Raw genomic sequence first — 15,562 nt, forward strand, 5'->3', positions numbered from 1 at the left:
GCCCGGTCCCGCACCCCTCGCAGCCCGGCGCGAGCCTACGCGGACCGACAGCCTCCGCAGACGCCCCACTCACGCACAAGCCGCCCGCAACCCCTGCCCCGCCCGCGCGGCAGCAACCACAAAACACGACACCGGAAGACACCCGAGGAACGGGACAGCCCGGCCACCGGCCCCAGCAGCACGCAGCCCACCATGCGGCCGTCCCGGTGGCACGGGGAACCCGCCCCGGCGCTCGCACAGCCGATGTTGAAGGCGGCATTGGACTTCTACGGCAGCCTGACTTCGGCCTTGCGCACCGACCCCAGCAGCAGCGTCAGCATGTCCTCGAACGCGTTGCGCAGCTCGATGACGTTCTCATAGAGCACGGCACCGGCCACCATCGGCCAGCGGCCCCGCTCCAACCGGTTCAGGAAGTCCTTGAGCAGCTTCATGTCGATGTCACCGGCGTACCGGGGCTTCGGCTCCACCCGGGCAAGCAGCTTCCTCCAGCGACGCCCTCCTGCCACAACGACCGGCTCAGCTCCCTGAACCAGCCCTCCTGGCTGCGCAGTGAGTACACGCCGCAGCCCACCAGGATCTGGTAGAGGATTTTGGCGCGCAGCGGACAGACCCTCCTGACGGATGTCAGGGTGGCCGCTCGCGCTCTGTGCGGACGGTCGGTTCCCGGCCCGCGGGCTCACCCCGACAGCAGACCGACCAGTGCACCGCCCGAGTTCGTGCGTCGCGCGACCACGTGCTGTCCTCGGCGTTCCCGGGTGAGGAGGCCGGCCGCCTCCAGCTGACCGCAGTGGTAGGTCACGGTCGCCGGCGTGCAGTTGAGCGTGGACGCCAGCGACCCCATGGTGCACGGGCGGACCAGCTCGCGCAGGATCCCCGCCCGCAGGGGGCCCACCACCAGCTTGAGCCGATCCGTTCCGAAGGTGGCGTCCTGGCCGGTCCACAGCGAGTTCAGGCCGGGCGCGGGATAGCCGAACCACACGGCGTCGGAGCGGTCGAAGCTGAAGACCGAGGCACCGTTGCCCGACACGATGGGTACCAGCACCACGCGGCGGGCGCCCCGCTCGAACTTCTCGGGGTGCGGATCGGGCACGTACAACGTCTGCCCGGAAAAGCGAATCTTGGGTCCGAGTCCACTCATGACGAGGGGCAGGGCGTTGCTGACGGCCGCCACTCCCACCCGTTCCATCTCCCGGTCCAGCAGGGCGCCGGCCCGTGACCAGACCGGCCCGAAGGCTTCCCACACGGCGCTGAGAATGGTCGCGTAGGCGTGGATGAAGGCTTTCGGCCGGTCGACGACCGACTGCCACTGCCGTGGGACCGTCCCCCCGAAGTCCGTCTCCAGCTCGCCCAGCAGCAGATGCGGCGGGACCTCCGCCAGACGGTCGAGCTGGACCGAGAGATCGGTCTCCCACAGCGGGGCCGTGGGGGTGAGGCAGTCCGGGACCATCGAGTATTCAGGGGCGAACAGCGGCCGTAGCACTCGCTCGGCCCCCTCGGGCACCGCGGAACGTATCGCGCGCCGCCAGGTCGGGTGCAGGCCCTGGGAACGGCCCCCCAGCGCATCCGCGACGAGCGACATCAGGGTCACACCGGGCTGCGCCACGACGGACACCGGCACCGTCTCCAGGGGTCCCAGACACAACTCGGAGAATCGGGCCATGAACACTCCCCCGTCGACGTACTGACATCTCTTGAGACGAACGGGTTTTGGTAAAAGTTTCGAACAGCCTGGGCAAAGGTGCCGACGAGGACACGTTTTGAAGCTGCTCGAAATGCTGGGTCACGGCACCGCCTGTGAACAGACTGTGTCCGACCACGGGGGACGGTGGCGGCTGACCGACCGCGCCCATCGCTGTGCCTCCGCGCAGAAGACACACGAGAAACGGGGGGGCGGATCGGCCGCGCAGCCGATCCGACCGTGCCCTGCCAGATACGCGGACCGTACATGCCGCTCTTCGCCCCACCCTTCGACTTGAGGAACTGACGTGACGTTGAACAACCACCGACGTCTGGCCGCCGGTGCCACCCTGATCGCCGCACTCGCCGCCGGTGTCGTCCCCGTCACCGCCGCGCACGCCGCCCCTGCCGTCCCGGCCGCCACCGAGGTGACCACACCCGCACCCGACATGGAGGGCGTGGTCGCCGCGCTGGACGCCGCGATGGCCGAAGGCGCACCGGGGGCGATGGCCCGGTTCACCGGCCCCGAGGGCGTCCGGGCCCGGACCGTGGGGGTGCGCGACCGGGAGTCCGGCGTCCCCATGGACGTCCGCGCACGTTTCCGCATCGGAAGCGTCAGCAAGACCTTCTCCAGCGTGGTGCTGCTCCAACTCGTCCAGGAGGGGCGGCTGGAGCTCGACGCCCCGGTGAACCGTCATCTTCCCGGCCTGCTGCCCGACGACCGGATCACGGTGCGCCACCTCCTCACCCACCGCAGCGGGCTCGCGGACTACACCAACGCGATGTTCGAGCAGACCGTGCCCGGCTTCGAGGCCGTACGCAACCGGGTGTTCAGCTACCAGGAACTCGTCGACCTTTCGCTCAGCGAGCCCCGCACCACCGAGCCCGGCGTCTCCTACCGGTACTCCAACACCAACTTCGTGGTGGCCGGCATGCTCATCGAGCAGATCACCGGCAAGCCGGTCGCCAAGGAGTACCAGCGACGCATCATCAAGCCGCTGGGGCTGCGCAACACCTCGTACGTGCACCCCGACGTCCGTATCGCGGGCCTGCACGTGAACGGCTATCTGCACCCCGACGAAGCCGGCGCGCCGCTGGTGGACTCCACCGAGCAGACGGTCTCCTGGGCACAGTCGGCCGGAGCGGTCATCTCCAGCCCGGCGGACCTGAACACCTTCGTCACCGCGCTGATGAGGGGAAGGCTGCTGTCGCCGCAGATGCTGAAGGCGATGACCACCGTCACGCCGACCGACACCACCAACACCCGCTTCTACGGCCTCGGTCTGCGCCGCTACGACCTGTCCTGCGGTACGCAGGTCTACGGGCACACCGGCACCGTGCAGGGCTACTACACCTACGCCTTCGCGACCGGCGACGGCAAGCGCAGCCTTTCCGCGATGGCCAACACCTCGAACAAGGGGTCCGCCAACACCGCGCTCGGCGGCACCCTCGAAGCCGCGTTCTGCGGCAAGAAGCCGACCACGAAGGCTTCGTCGCACACGCGGCCCGAGCTGTCCGTCCTCCCGGCCGAATCGGACCTGCCCGAACGCCGCTGACGCTCCTGGACGATGACCCCGTCCCCCCAGCTCCCGCACTGAGTAGGTGCTTTCCTTCCTGGCGCTTGGGGTGACTGTGCTCTGGCCGTTGAGGCCACCGTGCGATCGGCGAGACCGGTGGGCGACACGGAATACTCCCTGGAGACCCACCAGGCGCGGGTGCGCTCCCGCATGAGCCGCAACTCCCCTACAAGCCAGACCTCTGTTTCACACATCTGAATCAGTGACCGCCTCGAGCGGTACCGCATACCGACAATCAGGAGGAGAAAGTGCGTAAAGCCGTACTCGACCTGTTCGTGGTATTGGCAGCGGCGCTCGCCGTAACACCCCTCGCCGACGCTGACCAGACCGACACCGTCGCCTGCTGCGGCGGCACGCCCGGCTTCCCGTAAAGGGCACCCGTTCGCAATGAGTGCTGCATGAGGGCTCGTCAGTTCACTGGCGGGCCCTTCGCTCCTGGTCCGGACAGGCGGTCAGACGGCAGCCCCGCCCCGCACGATGCGGGCTGCTCGTCTTCAGCGATGTGCTCCGCGACCGCCGACGTACAAGCGGGCCGGGCTGTCATCTGACAGTCGGCGCGAGTGCTCGTAGTCGGCCTGCTGTTACTCACTTTCGGGTGACGGCCCGAACCCCGGCAGGGTGGCGCACCGTGGCGGAGAGACACCGTGCCTCAACCCCTGCAAGACCTCCCCCGACCTGTGGGTACGTCAACACGGCTAAATGCGGCATAAGCGGGCGTTGCATCCGGGAGTCATGGAAATATGATCAGCAGGTAACAGAGGTCATGTTCTGCCTGTGAGTGCGCGGTGGTGTGGACAAGGTGTGTGTGCGGCCGGCCGGTCGCCGACGCACATCACACCGGATCCCGGGGCCTGCACTGGCTGTCAGGGGAGGGTGTCTGCACCCTGAGGGGGACTTATGTCCACTTCCGCTTCTGTCACCGCTCGCAGTCTCGTCGCCGCCGCGCTCGCCGCCAGCGCGGTGGTCTCCATGGTCACGCTGCCGGCGTCGGCCGCCGACCACTCCGCCCTGAGCGGTCGAGGTTGACGATCTCGGACGTCCAGTAACTCCCCCGGCCACGACGACCGTTCCAACCGTTCCCTGAACCGGGAATGGGTGGAGATCACCAACATCGCCCGCCGCAGCGTCAATCTCGACGGCTGGACCCTGAAGGACGAGGACGGCCACACCTACACCTTCGAGGACTACCGCCTGGAGGGCCGCGCCACCGTCCGTATCCACGCCGGACGCGGACGCGACACCGACAGCGACCTGTACCAGGACAGCCGCCGCTACGTCGGGGACAACCGCTCCGACACCGCCACCCTCAGCAACGACCGCCGCCGCTACATCGACAGCGACTCCTGGGGCCACCACCACGGCGGCGGCCACCACAACAACGGCGGCGGCCGCCACTGACCCGACACCGCACGCACACCCCACCACCGACAGGGACGCGCCCGACCACCCACGGCCGGGCGCGTCCCTGTCGGTGCCGCCGAGATGGCCCTCCTTGTCATGTGTCGCTGGGGAAGGCTGGGGCCCGCCTCGGACTGCCCGGGCGTTGCCATCAGGTCCGCCGGGCTGAGTCATGCCGCCGTTGCCGGGTCCGTGCAGGTGCTGTACGTCCTGCGGGTGACGGAGTCGTCGTTCTCCCACTCGCCGGTGACGGCCGGACCGCCCTCGGTGGACCGCAGGATCGCCCGGTACAGCGTCACCGCCCAGCCTCGTCGTCCCCGGCAGCCGCGCCGGTCTCCCCGGCGAACGGGCTTGGCGAGTGCGCCATGGCGTCCGGCAGCAGGGTGGGGGCGATCTCCGCCAGGTCGGAGCGGGTGGCGGCGACGTCGCGCAGCAGTTTGGGGAAGGTGACCCGGTCCAGTCCGCGTCCGGTACGGGAAAGCAGCAGCGGCCCGTGCTCGGGGCCGGAGTGCGGGGTGCGGGGTGCGCACGGGTAGGTACTCGTCGAGCGCCCACACCACGGGCCGGGGCACGGGCGTCAGTGTGGCGACGGCGGAGGAGCTGTTGTTCTTCGCCGGCAGGCACCTGGCGGGGCCCGCCTCGTTGTCGCGCTGGAGGTGGACTCGCGGGTGGACGTCCTCGCGGATGAGCGCACGGCCCCATGAGCCGTACTCGGGTGTGCCGGCGCTCTGCCGTACCCGGTTGACGGCCGACTCTCAATCGTGGCGGTCTGTCGTCCGGTCACTGCTCTTTGAGAGGGATCGAAATGCTGGTCCATGCGCTCGGGGGTGCGTGAGTATCGAGGTGCTGGATGCGGGTTTCGCTGTTGGAGGGCGGTGTGTGACGGCGGTTCAGGAGCGGCCGCAGTTGGCCCTTGCCTGAAGTCCCGGGAAACAAGGGGCGCGTGGAAGTGCCGCGGGGCGGACAGCAGAGATCGCACGGCACATGTAACTGAACTAGGAGAAGATCGCCATGCAGCGCACGACTTCACGTTTGATGACGAAACTCACGACCGCAGCGGCGGCAGCGATCGTAGTGGCGGTTGGCGCGGCCGCTCCCGCTGCCGCAGCGGCCCACTCGGCGGAGCAGCCCGCCCGGACTGCGAGCGTTCAGGCCCAGACCGTCACCACCTGGATCAACGGCAATGTGCGGATCGGGCCTTCGACGGGTTACCGCATCGCCTACACCGTCGCCGCGAACCAGAACCTGAGCGCCGAGTGCTGGCTGGTAGGCGGCTTTGTCAACGCCAACGGCATCTACCACGACAAGTGGGTGCTCCTGTCCGACGGCAACTACATCTGGGGCGGCCTACTCAAGGGCAATGAGGTGGGCAACGTCTCCACGCCCTGCTTCTGACACACGCAAGGGTGCCGCGGCAGACCCTCGGGGCATCAAGCCTGTAGCGGGTTGGTTGGCTCACAGCCCGGTGGGTAGCAGGGCTTGGGCGAGTTCCGGGGTCGGGCGGTTGGTCGGGCCGTGACCGGTTGGGGTGCATAGCAGAGCAGGCACGGGCTTCGTGATCATTGGGGTGTCGAAGCTCAACGATCATGAGGTGGCCCGTGCCTGCCGCTGCATCTTCTCTCATCCCGCCGGTGCTGGTGAAGCTGGGTCCGCTGGATGCCAGTCAAGTCGCTGGCCTGCGGCCCTTTCTGGAGCGGGTGCCCGACCCGCGGGCGAGGCGGGGCCGTTGGTACTCGCTGACCGCGATCCTCCTCGCCATGATCAAGCGGAATCAGTCGACCGCCCACCGGCAGCTCGCCGCCCTGCCTTGGCCGGGCATCGCCGTCCAGCACACCGCTTCCTCTGCCGGACACGGCCGCCGGGAGTCCCGCTCGATCAAGACCTGCGGCATCGCCGACGAACTCGGCGGGATCGCCTTCCCCCACGGCCGCCTCGCCCTCCGCGTCCACCGACGCCGCAAACAGACCGGCGAGCACGAAAGCCGCTAGACCATCTACGCCGTCACCAGCCTCGACGCCCACCAGACCACCCCGGCCGGACTCGCCGCCGCCGTCCGCGGCCACTGGGCCGTCGAGGCCCTGCACCACGTGAGAGACGTGACCTACGCCGAGGACGCCTCCACCCTCCACACCGGCACCGCACCCCGCGCCATGGCGACCTTCCGCAACCTCGCCATCGGCCTGCTCGAAACCCTCGGAGCCGTCAACATCGCCAAGACCACCCGCGCAATCCGCGACCAGCCCGAACGAGCCCTCCCACTCCTGGGCATCACCAACAACCCGGACGCTCAGGGAACTTGATCAAGCCCTGTCTGCCCACCGGCCTACTCAGCCGGCGGAACTCGAACGAAGCCCTCGGCCCAATGGTCCTCATCGAGCTCGAAGGCGTCGAAGTGGAAGCATTCCGGTTCATCACGGAAGCCTGGCAGCAGTCGAGCCTGACGCATACGCTCTTCAACCCGTTCGAGGGTTGAGTAGATACCGAGCAGCTTTACGTCGTCGCCGTCCTCCTCGTCGCAGAACACGCCGCTCTCATCGACGTGCACTGTCGAGCCGTCGTCGCCGGCTTCGTTCTGGTGGCCGACATGCCACAGCGGATACACGATCACGGACGCGAAGCTATCAGCACACGAGTTCGTGGGGCCTGCGACGTTCGGCGCCCCTCACCTCCTGGGACCTCGCGAACACAAACCGGGCGTCACACGACTGGCGAGGCGACCACACCACCGCGGCAAACATCCTCGACTACGCCCTGACCCGCGCCCAAAACCCCGCCGCCCGCTCTCTGCTCCAGCTACGCCTCGCCCGCACCCTCGCCGCACAGGGCGACCGGAGCGAGCGGCGAGCCGTGCTGCGCGCCCTTGCCGCGGCGGAGAAACACCTGGGCGACGCCGGCACCGATCGGCCCGCCTGGTGCGCCTGAGTATCCGAAGCCGATCTCGCCGTGGACTCCGGCCAGGCCCTCCTGGACCTCGGCGACACCGGCCAGGCTCACCGGCTGATCACTGAAGGCGAAGGCCTGCTGCCCACGGCCCGGGACAAGACCCGCGGGGTGTTCCTCGCCTACCGTGCCGCGAGCTACCTCGACCTGAAGGAACCCGAGCCCGCCGCGGCCGCCGCCACCCAGTCACTGCCCCTGGCCCGTCGCATCGGAGCACCCCGCTGCGTGCAGCTAGTCGACGACCTCCTCCCCCGCTTCCAGCACTACCAGGACGCCCAGGGCGTTCCAGAACTCCTCCAACTCGCTGCCGCATAGCAGGAAGGGCGACGGGTGGTGAGAAGTTGAGTCAGAACCGGTGATCTGTGACGTTCCGTAATAGATGAGCTGTAGTGGCATTCCATGGGGTGATCCGCGGCCGCCTGGCTCTGGTCCCAGTCGACACCCCGATTGCCTCAACCCACAACTCCACATGCCCTACGGGCGCGTTCGGTAATGGCGACGGGACTGACTTCACCCCATGAAGCCCCAGCGCGTTCGCGCCTGAAAGGCCCCAACAGAAGTTGTTGATCATGAAACTACTGACGTCGACCAACAGGTCACTCGCGACGGCGGTCCACGTAAGATCACCACTCGAGGGGTGGTGGCATGGCCATGAGGAACTACCGGTGGTGCGTGGCGTTCGCAGCGGCACTGCTGGCCGGCTGCGGCGGTGGCGCGGAGAGCGACAGCTGGAACGGCAAGGCGGTGGCGCTCACGAAGGAACAGGTACGGGAGACGTTGCCGGATGGCGGGGCCATGAAGCGCTGGAAGGAGTCGGCTCGGCCCACGACCGTTGAGATGGACAAGCTCAACTACCGTTCGGAGGCCTGCCCCATCAAGGGCAACGCGGGCTGCGAGAACTCCCGCTTCTTCGGCGCCTCGACTTTCCGGCGCAACGACAACGCCGCCACTGTCACCTTTCTGATCATCGCCTACGACAGCGAACAGGCCGCCCGTAAGGCGTACGACGTGCTCTGGGACGGCTACTACGGCAAGAAGGCGGGACAGCGGGCCAAGACGTTCAGCCTCGGCCCGATCGGAGACGAGCGCGACGCCCGGTTCGGTTCCTCCGGCCACTTCGGTGAGCCCGGCGCCGTGACCCAGACCCGGGTCGGCACGACGCTGCTGTGGACGCTGGCGGGTTCCATGGACAAAGACACGGATGGCGTCAACGAGGACAGTGTCCGGGACCTGGCCACGGTGCTCGCCAAGCGGGCCCGACAGGCCCAGAACGGGGACGCGCCTTCCGCCGCGCTCGAGGGCTGACCGGGGCGGCCACGCCGGGACTCGCCCCGCTGCTGGAGAGCAGAGGAGCTAATCACCCGAACTTGGTCCCGCTGCACGAGCTCTTGAGCGGGTTCCGATCGGACCCGATCGTGGTGACCTTCCGCGTGGCTGAGTTGCTGGGGCCGTGGTCGGCCCTTGCACGCTCTTCGCTACCATCCGTGCGCATGACAATGCGGGGGTGGCGACTGGGTGTCGTGGCGGTGCTGGCGGCGCTCTGTGCTTCCGGTCCAGGACAGCCGGAGGTCATCCGTACGGCGTCGGACCTCGGCCCCCTGCCGGCCGACCGCTACGACTACACGCCGCAGGACTACCAGCGATCGCAGCAAGCATCAGCGTTGCTGGTCCGGCAGTGCATGGCAGAGCACGGCCACCCGGACTTCCCGCTCGACCCCCGCTACCCCAGCGATCCCATCGTCGCCACCGCGGTCAGCACCGACTACGGTGCCCTGGATCTCGCCGCCGCACGCCGCTGGGGCTACGGCTGGGACCCGGCAAAGTCCCGGGCTGTGAGACCGAAGGGCCGCCGGATGACTAACGCCGAGTATGCGGACTTCCCCGCCTGCAACGCGGAGTCGAGCCGGCGGCTGATGCGCGGCATCGACGTCAAGCGGGACTGGCTCTACGCAAGTACACGGGCGATCGAGATCGACGAGGCCGTCAAGCGCGACCCGCGCCTCCGTGCGGCGTGGGATGAGTGGTCCCACTGTGTAGCAGAACAGGGATTCACGCGCTATCCCGACCCCGTGGCGGCATACACGGACACCGCCTGGCAGCGGGGCAGCGACGGCAACACCCGGCATACGCTGCGGGAGCGGGCCACCGCCGCTGCGGACGTCACCTGCAAGCGCCGCCACCATACGGCCGAGCTCTGGCATGCTGTCCGGGCGCGGAGCAGGCCGTGGACATCTCCAGGCACCGTGACCGCTACGCCGCCGGGCTGCAGGCGCTGCGGACATACCGGGACACCATCGCCGAGGTGCTGCGGAAACTCGGCTAGTAGCATTTCGTTACGTTGAGTGATCACAGCTGGTCGTGGGCAGCTTCTTGGAGTGAGGTTGGGAGAGGTGGAACGGCTCCGTGGTGAGTGAGGGGCGGAGTTCGGTGCCGATGTGTTCGGGTCGCTGCCGCAGCGGGATCAGCGGCGGTAGGGCGAGTGTTAGCTGCGGGGCGTGATGCTCGACGGCCGGCGCAAGTCGATCCAGCCGATGGCCGAGCGTCTGCCGGACGGGAACATGCAGGCCCTGCCGCAGTTCGTGAACCGTGGGATCCACTGCCGGTCCGACAGCGGGTCGCCGAGCGACTGTCCCAGGTGATCACACCTGAGGTGCGAGGGATTGACGCCGTGTCGTTCCCCAAGTGCGGCAGGGCCTCGGTCGGGGTGGCTCGCCAGTGCTGCGGAGCGGTCGGGGAACGGGTGAACTGTCAGGTCGCGGTCAGTGTGCATGCCGCCACCGACACCGCCTCGTGCCCGTTGAACTGGGAGTTGTATCTGCCGCGCGAGTGGACGGAGGAGCTGGCCCGATGCCATAGGGCGGGAGTCTCCGGCGACGTGGTGCACCAGGAGAAGTGGCGTCTCCCGCTCGACCTGCTCGAAGTCGCCCACCGGCGGGCTGGGCCCGCCGGCCCTTCCCCGTTCCGCACCCCGCGCGAGCTGTCTCAGTGCTCGTGGTCGACGCCGGTGCGGAGGGATTCGCCGAAGTGACCAGGAGGCAGGGCGGCAAAGGCGCGATGACCTCACGGTTCGCGGTGCTGACAGTGCGGCCCGCAGGCAAGCAGTCGCTGGCCGCAGCTCAGGAGGCGGACGGCGGCCGCAACCGATGGGACGGCGCCCTGCCCACCCGAACACTCCTGGTCGAGTGGCCGGACGTCCACGACGCTCCGACGGACTACTGGATATCGAACCTGCCCGCCGCCGCCCCGGTTGCTGACCTGGTGCGGTGGGCCAAGATGCGCTGGCGGATCGAGCACGATTACCGCGAGCTCAAACATGGCGTGGGACTGGACCACTTCGAGGGCCGCACCTGGCGCGGCTGGCACCACCACGTCACGCTCGTCACTGCCGCCCAAGCATTCCTCACCCTCCGGCGGCTCGATCCAAAACCCCGGATGCCGGCCTGACTCTCTACCAGGTCCTCGACACGCTCCAGGACCTGTTGAGGTGCTGGACCGGCGCCTGCACCACCTGCGGCCGCCCCTCACCACACGCAGAAACAGACCCAGAGCCTAACGAAGCACTACTAGTCAGCACGAAGCCCGCCCCATGCGCCATCGGCACACAGCACCCGAGCCAGCGTTCCCCGTCTCCAGGAGCCTGGGGTTCAGGAGGCGTGGGAGCCCAGGAGCACGCCGGCCAGCGTCCCGACGAGCAGGAACGGGCCGAACGGGATCCTGCTCGTACGGTCGGCCCGGCCCGCGAGCATCAGATGTAGTTGAGGAGTTCGGCCGTGACGCGCTCCGAGTCGCTCGGGTCGCTGGCGAGCAGCTGGTCGGCGGCGCGGGCGACGTCGACGGCAGGGGTGGACAGGTCTTCCGGGGCGAGGGCGTTGCCGCGGTCGACGTCCAGGACCAAGAGGTGGCGCACCGGGTTGCGGGACTGGATGGTGATGGTGTCCTCGCGCGGCGAGTCCGCATCGGCGATGACGAAGCCGGGGTGGTTGAGAATCGCCGCAGCGATGGCCTCGCGGTGAGCCGCGTGCGATGCCGCGCTCGACCGGGGCCCGCGCCCTCGACAGCGCGCGGTTGACGGTCTGTTGGGTGAGCGTCAGTTCGCCTCCCGCAGGCCGTCTGGCCGGTGTGGTCACCCACGCGTCGGCACCGGTGTAGGCGCGATCGGCGAGGATCGGCACTCCTTGGCGCTCGCAGATCCTGATGATCCGGTGGGCGTGGGCCGCGGTGAGGTCGTGGCAGCGCCCCGGCAGGGCCGGAGACAGCCACAGCACCTCGCCGTGGAGGTCGGTGACCACCTGCACGTTCACCCCGTGCCGACGGTGCTTGGCCGAGTAGTCGGCCCGGCCGTCACCGAGGCGGTCGCACTCGGCCAGGGCGCCGTCCAGCCGAACTGCAGGACCGGCTCACACGCGATGCGCGAACGGCTCCCCGAGATCGAGCGGATCACCGACCGCACCGTCACCAGGAAGGCCGAGATCGCCGAACGTCAGGCCACGGAACACCGTAGCGAGGCGCGCAAGCAAGCCACGGCGGCGGACAAGTTGCAGGAGGAAAAGGCGCTGCGCTCGCGCATGGCGACCAAGTCCCCCACCCAGCACGCTCGCGAGGCACAGCCGCGCCATGTACATCAAGCAGGCCCGCAGGGGACCGCCGAGCAGAGTCGTGAGAACGCCGGGCAGCGGGTAGCGAACGAGTCCCGGTACCAGCCGCTGGCCCCGGGACGCTTCGGTCCTCGGCAAGGATGCTGAACCACCCCGTGCCAGCGTCCCGCTGACACTCCCTTCGGTGCCCCCGGACCGCCCGGTCCGGGGGCACTCCCCTGTGCGCGGCCGCGACCAGGTGCACCGCGACGTCGACCGCCAGGCGGTGGACGACTCCTGTCGGCGATCACGTCCTGGACTCCGCGACCCTGCCCGTCGCCATCGGCCACGGAATGATCGTCTGGCTCCAGGACAGCGGCGAACTCCTGGAGAAGCCCTGGGAAGCCAGCAAGTACATGTACAAGGCCGTCACGGGTGAGAAGCTCCTTCGGCGATGGCCTCGTCATCGCCCGCGACAGCAGGGACGCCCGCCGCGTCAGCCACATCCTCGCCCGCGAGACCGCGCTTCTCAAACAGATCAACCCCATCGACGCCTTCCTCGAAGATGAAGACGACAACGACATGTTCGGCTACGAGGAGTACAAATGATCCCTCACCAACGCGCACCCGCCCCTGCCCGGACCCGGCCGGCACACTCCGGCCGCCCCAGGACAGCGCACATGAACAACCTCACCCTCGTCCCCGACCTCCAGGGTGACGCACCGCAGACCAGCCCCGGTTGGCGCTCCAGCGTGATCCCGCCCAAAGACGTCCGGGCCCGCTGGTACACCAGCATCAAGTCCGTCCGCCGCCCGGCAGGAACCCTTACGCTGCCCGCGATAGCCACCACCGCCCCCCTGCACTGCACCCATGTGCTCCACGACAGCGACACCGTCGTGGCACTCGGCCTGACCGCCCTCACCGTCGGATACGATGCCGTCATCGCCGTCTGCCGTACCTGTCACAAGACCAGTCCCGGTGGCCAGCGAACCGTCCAGCAGGACTCCCCCGACCGTCGCACAGCGGCCTGAACTGGCCCGCACCAAACCGGGTGCTCCGACCAGGTCGGGGCACCCTTTCCTATGCCGCAACCCGCTTCGTATCCGTCGTAATCAAGACGGAAGTGCGGGCCAGCCCCGGGAGGGGAACGAGTTGCGTCCCGCCAGGGCCTGTTGATGGTCTACGTGAATTCGGTCGGGAGCACGGCACCAGTGGCGTAGGGTGGTCCTACCGACGCGGGGTGGAGCAGCTCGGTAGCTCGCTGGGCTCATAACCCAGAGGTCGCAGGTTCAAATCCTGTCCCCGCTACCAACACGACAGCCCTCTCAACTACCAGGTCGAGGGGGCTGTTTACTGTATGGGACTCGGGCACTGCACGCGAGAGTGACACCGTGCCCGCTCGCAGCGGAGTGCGCAAAATCAGGCAACCTTCTCATGAAGCCCCCGGTTCGCAATCCAGCCCACGTTCTGCCAGCACGTGTGAGCTTGTCGGCTACCGGACTGACTCCGTGGGATTCTCGCCGTACTGCGCTTGCTCGATGCGCTTGACGACCATCTTCGTAAGCGAGATCAGCGCGTCCGGCTCGACGGAAGCCTCCGTCGCCCACGTGTACTGGATCTTGGCGACGACGGCCCCCTTCCGCACGTTGATCCCTCGACCAGCCGGCACTGTGCTGCCGTCGGGCTCTTCGATCTCGAAGCCGTCGATCTCGTCTCCTGGAGGGTTCTTGCCGACCTCGTCGACGGTCCCCTCTCCCTTGAATGCAGCTGCTGCCGTCTTCACATCGGGGAAGGAGATCATCTGTACAGCGAGCTCTCGATCTTCCATGTCCGTGAATGCGGACAGTCCGATGGAAACGGCCTTGGCGCACCAGTCGCTTGGCCACTGTTCGGACAGGCAGATCTCGGTATCGGAGGCCTCACACGCCTTGCGCATACGCGGCTGCGCCACGTCCGGATAGACGCTGAACTGATCTGGCAAAGCCGCCTCCAGTGCATTCCTGTCCAAAATGGACGCGCTGGCTGACGCGCTCGGTGATACAGACTCCGGAGCCTTCGCGGCGCCTTCCGAGGCATCTGACGCGCCGCAGGCAGAACTCAAGCCAACGGCAACGGCCAGCGCGAGAACCCCTGCTGCAGCTGGCACGCGGTTCGACTGACGACTGGTCATCTTCGCGTCTTCCCCTGCCTGACGGTGAGTGTGATCACTTCACAATATGGCACGCACTCACTGTGAACTGACCGTGCTCTGCGACCAGTTCGTCCCACGCAGCGGTGGTGGAGCTGGAGGCCCGAGCAGCCCTTTCCCGCAGCGCTGACCCCTTTCGCCAGCGACCCGGAGGCGACCGAGTCGGCCGGGGAGTCCACCGAGGACACCTTCCCGGAGGGGCCTCAGCCCAGTCGGTGACGAGGACATCGCGGACCACTCACTCGCCGCCGCCCCCCGCAGGCTCGCGAAGTGCTGCTCGCACAGGCATGGATCGAGATCCTAGAACGCCGTCTCCGTCTCACCCACCGCGGCCGGGTCGAGATCTGCCCCTCCGGCTGCGCCCCGTCCTCAGGACCGGGCGGACGAACATGTGCCGTGAGCAGGGCAGCACCATCACGAACGCCCAGACGCGGTGCCGTTTGCCGGTACGGGGGTTGGTCCACTGGCCCAAGAAGCCGTAGTCGATCTGGGCCTCCTCGCCCGGCTCGATCTCATCGCGCATGACGGTGACCTGCGCATGGCTCACCTCGTCGGGCAGCGTGGCATGCACCCAGCGGCGGAACGAGGAGATCGACACCTTCAGTTTGTGCTCGTCCCGCAGTCGCTGGTGGATCGTGGAGACCGTCACCGTCGAATCTCGCACCCCGATAGTAGCTACCGAGGCTTTTGCCCGTTTTAGGTGGTGCCGGATGGTGATCCCTGTGGTGAGCGGCTGAAGCCGGGTGCCCGACCCGGGTGACCCCTGTCCAACATCCGGAGTCAAGGCCCTCTCCGTCAGCCTCCTCCCATCAGCCTGAGATCGCCCGCAGGATCGGCTGGCCGAGTGCGCCGAGCCAGCCCGCGAGCGCTCCAAGCGGCCCGATCAAACTCGTGCCGGCCGTGGCCAGCGCACCCGCCGAGGACAGCAGCCGGGTGATGCGGCCGAGTCGGCCCGCCACCGCCTTTCGGTCTGGCTCCGGCCGGGCGACCTCCTCGTCCAGCGAGTCCAGCTCGGCCCGCACCTCGGGCTCGATGGCCGGCGGCAGTGCCGTCTGCTCGATGGACGCCCGTAGTTCGCGGACCAGGCCGCGTACCTCCTGTCCGCCCGCCGTGAAGACGGCCGACTGGCCATCGTGAACGGTCTGGTTCCCGGCGACGTTGTTGACCACGCCGCCCTGCTGGTTGCCGATGTTGAAGGCCATGGCTCC

General features: G+C 68.2%; 21 protein-coding genes, 1 tRNA gene and 3 pseudogenes. 14 read left to right on the plus strand and 11 right to left on the minus strand.

Annotated features, from left to right (window positions below):
* Nucleotides 1–35 precede the first annotated feature (35 nt).
* The 3 genes from ACZ9QC_RS00005 to ACZ9QC_RS00015 form a co-directional block, all read right to left on the minus strand.
* On the minus strand, nt 36–194 hold the full coding sequence (locus ACZ9QC_RS00005; protein ID WP_472918129.1) for a hypothetical protein: 159 nt from the start codon (nt 192–194) through the stop codon (nt 36–38).
* A gap of 72 nt (nt 195–266) precedes the next feature.
* Nucleotides 267–467, minus strand: coding sequence for a hypothetical protein (locus ACZ9QC_RS00010; protein WP_472918130.1), 201 nt, complete (start codon nt 465–467; stop codon nt 267–269).
* 209 nt (nt 468–676) lie between these two features.
* Complete coding sequence (locus ACZ9QC_RS00015; protein ID WP_472918131.1) at nt 677–1,660, minus strand: ArsR/SmtB family transcription factor; 984 nt, start codon at nt 1,658–1,660, stop codon at nt 677–679.
* A 325-nt stretch (nt 1,661–1,985) separates the two neighbouring features.
* On the opposite strand from ACZ9QC_RS00015, the gene ACZ9QC_RS00020 reads away from it, so the two are divergent.
* From ACZ9QC_RS00020 to ACZ9QC_RS00030, 3 genes and pseudogenes are all read left to right on the plus strand, one after another.
* A complete protein-coding gene (locus ACZ9QC_RS00020; protein WP_472918132.1) occupies nt 1,986–3,233 on the plus strand; it encodes a serine hydrolase domain-containing protein in 1,248 nt (415 codons plus the stop codon).
* A 269-nt stretch (nt 3,234–3,502) separates the two neighbouring features.
* Nucleotides 3,503–3,625, plus strand: a complete 123-nt coding sequence (locus ACZ9QC_RS00025) for a hypothetical protein (RefSeq protein ID WP_472918133.1) — start codon at nt 3,503–3,505, stop codon at nt 3,623–3,625.
* 526 nt (nt 3,626–4,151) lie between these two features.
* Nucleotides 4,152–4,652 (plus strand): annotated as a pseudogene (locus tag ACZ9QC_RS00030) (lamin tail domain-containing protein).
* 170 nt (nt 4,653–4,822) lie between these two features.
* Here the strand turns inward: ACZ9QC_RS00030 and ACZ9QC_RS00035 are convergent.
* Nucleotides 4,823–4,951: a hypothetical protein gene (locus tag ACZ9QC_RS00035; protein WP_472918134.1), complete on the minus strand. Its 129-nt coding sequence runs from the start codon at nt 4,949–4,951 to the stop codon at nt 4,823–4,825.
* 712 nt (nt 4,952–5,663) lie between these two features.
* Here ACZ9QC_RS00035 and ACZ9QC_RS00040 point away from each other — a divergent pair.
* From ACZ9QC_RS00040 to ACZ9QC_RS00050, 3 genes are all read left to right on the plus strand, one after another.
* Entirely contained in the window at nt 5,664–6,047 is a 384-nt protein-coding gene (locus ACZ9QC_RS00040; RefSeq protein ID WP_472918135.1) for a hypothetical protein, read from the plus strand.
* 362 nt (nt 6,048–6,409) lie between these two features.
* On the plus strand, nt 6,410–6,640 hold the full coding sequence (locus ACZ9QC_RS00045; protein WP_472918136.1) for a hypothetical protein: 231 nt from the start codon (nt 6,410–6,412) through the stop codon (nt 6,638–6,640).
* A 99-nt stretch (nt 6,641–6,739) separates the two neighbouring features.
* A complete protein-coding gene (locus ACZ9QC_RS00050) occupies nt 6,740–6,952 on the plus strand; it encodes a hypothetical protein (protein WP_472918137.1) in 213 nt (70 codons plus the stop codon).
* 23 nt (nt 6,953–6,975) lie between these two features.
* On the opposite strand, the gene ACZ9QC_RS00055 is transcribed toward ACZ9QC_RS00050, so the two are convergent.
* Nucleotides 6,976–7,260: a DUF7336 domain-containing protein gene (locus ACZ9QC_RS00055; protein WP_472918138.1), complete on the minus strand. Its 285-nt coding sequence runs from the start codon at nt 7,258–7,260 to the stop codon at nt 6,976–6,978.
* Between the two features lie 335 nt (nt 7,261–7,595).
* On the opposite strand from ACZ9QC_RS00055, the gene ACZ9QC_RS00060 reads away from it, so the two are divergent.
* From ACZ9QC_RS00060 to ACZ9QC_RS00075, 4 genes and pseudogenes are all read left to right on the plus strand, one after another.
* Nucleotides 7,596–7,907: a hypothetical protein gene (locus tag ACZ9QC_RS00060; RefSeq protein WP_472918139.1), complete on the plus strand. Its 312-nt coding sequence runs from the start codon at nt 7,596–7,598 to the stop codon at nt 7,905–7,907.
* 330 nt (nt 7,908–8,237) lie between these two features.
* Nucleotides 8,238–8,897 carry a hypothetical protein gene (locus ACZ9QC_RS00065; RefSeq protein WP_472918140.1) on the plus strand — a complete coding sequence of 220 codons (660 nt, stop codon included), beginning with the start codon at nt 8,238–8,240 and terminating at the stop codon, nt 8,895–8,897.
* Between the two features lie 215 nt (nt 8,898–9,112).
* Nucleotides 9,113–9,934: a hypothetical protein gene (locus ACZ9QC_RS00070; protein ID WP_472918141.1), complete on the plus strand. Its 822-nt coding sequence runs from the start codon at nt 9,113–9,115 to the stop codon at nt 9,932–9,934.
* 93 nt (nt 9,935–10,027) lie between these two features.
* Nucleotides 10,028–11,036 (plus strand): annotated as a pseudogene (locus tag ACZ9QC_RS00075) (IS701 family transposase).
* A 301-nt stretch (nt 11,037–11,337) separates the two neighbouring features.
* On the opposite strand, the gene ACZ9QC_RS00080 reads toward ACZ9QC_RS00075, so the two are convergent.
* Together ACZ9QC_RS00080 and ACZ9QC_RS00085 are read right to left on the minus strand one after the other, a co-directional pair.
* Nucleotides 11,338–11,499 (minus strand): hypothetical protein, encoded by a 162-nt coding sequence (locus ACZ9QC_RS00080; RefSeq protein ID WP_472918142.1) that lies wholly within the window; start codon nt 11,497–11,499, stop codon nt 11,338–11,340.
* A 109-nt stretch (nt 11,500–11,608) separates the two neighbouring features.
* A pseudogene (locus tag ACZ9QC_RS00085) lies at nt 11,609–11,977 on the minus strand (transposase family protein); the annotation flags it as partial.
* On the opposite strand from ACZ9QC_RS00085, the gene ACZ9QC_RS00090 reads away from it, so the two are divergent.
* Nucleotides 11,864–12,334 (plus strand): hypothetical protein, encoded by a 471-nt coding sequence (locus ACZ9QC_RS00090; RefSeq protein WP_472918143.1) that lies wholly within the window; start codon nt 11,864–11,866, stop codon nt 12,332–12,334. The pseudogene ACZ9QC_RS00085 and the gene ACZ9QC_RS00090 sit on opposite strands and share 114 nt — an antisense overlap.
* Before the next feature lie 139 nt (nt 12,335–12,473).
* Here ACZ9QC_RS00090 and ACZ9QC_RS00095 read toward each other — a convergent pair whose 3' ends face one another.
* Complete coding sequence (locus ACZ9QC_RS00095; RefSeq protein ID WP_472918144.1) at nt 12,474–12,599, minus strand: hypothetical protein; 126 nt, start codon at nt 12,597–12,599, stop codon at nt 12,474–12,476.
* A 2-nt stretch (nt 12,600–12,601) separates the two neighbouring features.
* Between ACZ9QC_RS00095 and ACZ9QC_RS00100 the strand changes: the two genes are divergently transcribed.
* The 3 genes from ACZ9QC_RS00100 (at nt 12,602) to ACZ9QC_RS00110 (ending at nt 13,477) form a co-directional block, all read left to right on the plus strand.
* The gene (locus ACZ9QC_RS00100) at nt 12,602–12,775 is read left to right on the plus strand and encodes a hypothetical protein (protein WP_472918145.1); all 174 of its coding nucleotides are present in this window, start codon (nt 12,602–12,604) and stop codon (nt 12,773–12,775) included.
* Between the two features lie 71 nt (nt 12,776–12,846).
* Nucleotides 12,847–13,197 carry a hypothetical protein gene (locus ACZ9QC_RS00105; protein WP_472918146.1) on the plus strand — a complete coding sequence of 117 codons (351 nt, stop codon included), beginning with the start codon at nt 12,847–12,849 and terminating at the stop codon, nt 13,195–13,197.
* Nucleotides 13,198–13,400: 203 nt separating this feature from the next.
* Nucleotides 13,401–13,477, plus strand: a tRNA-Met gene (locus ACZ9QC_RS00110).
* A 181-nt stretch (nt 13,478–13,658) separates the two neighbouring features.
* Here the strand turns inward: ACZ9QC_RS00110 and ACZ9QC_RS00115 are convergent.
* From ACZ9QC_RS00115 to ACZ9QC_RS00125, 3 genes are all read right to left on the minus strand, one after another.
* Nucleotides 13,659–14,336, minus strand: a complete 678-nt coding sequence (locus ACZ9QC_RS00115) for a hypothetical protein (protein ID WP_472918147.1) — start codon at nt 14,334–14,336, stop codon at nt 13,659–13,661.
* A 337-nt stretch (nt 14,337–14,673) separates the two neighbouring features.
* Nucleotides 14,674–15,018 carry a hypothetical protein gene (locus tag ACZ9QC_RS00120; RefSeq protein ID WP_472918148.1) on the minus strand — a complete coding sequence of 115 codons (345 nt, stop codon included), beginning with the start codon at nt 15,016–15,018 and terminating at the stop codon, nt 14,674–14,676.
* Nucleotides 15,019–15,163: 145 nt separating this feature from the next.
* Nucleotides 15,164–15,556: a hypothetical protein gene (locus tag ACZ9QC_RS00125; protein WP_230223819.1), complete on the minus strand. Its 393-nt coding sequence runs from the start codon at nt 15,554–15,556 to the stop codon at nt 15,164–15,166.
* Nucleotides 15,557–15,562 lie beyond the last annotated feature (6 nt).

It is taken from the genome of Streptomyces sp. HUAS MS02, from assembly GCF_055702265.1.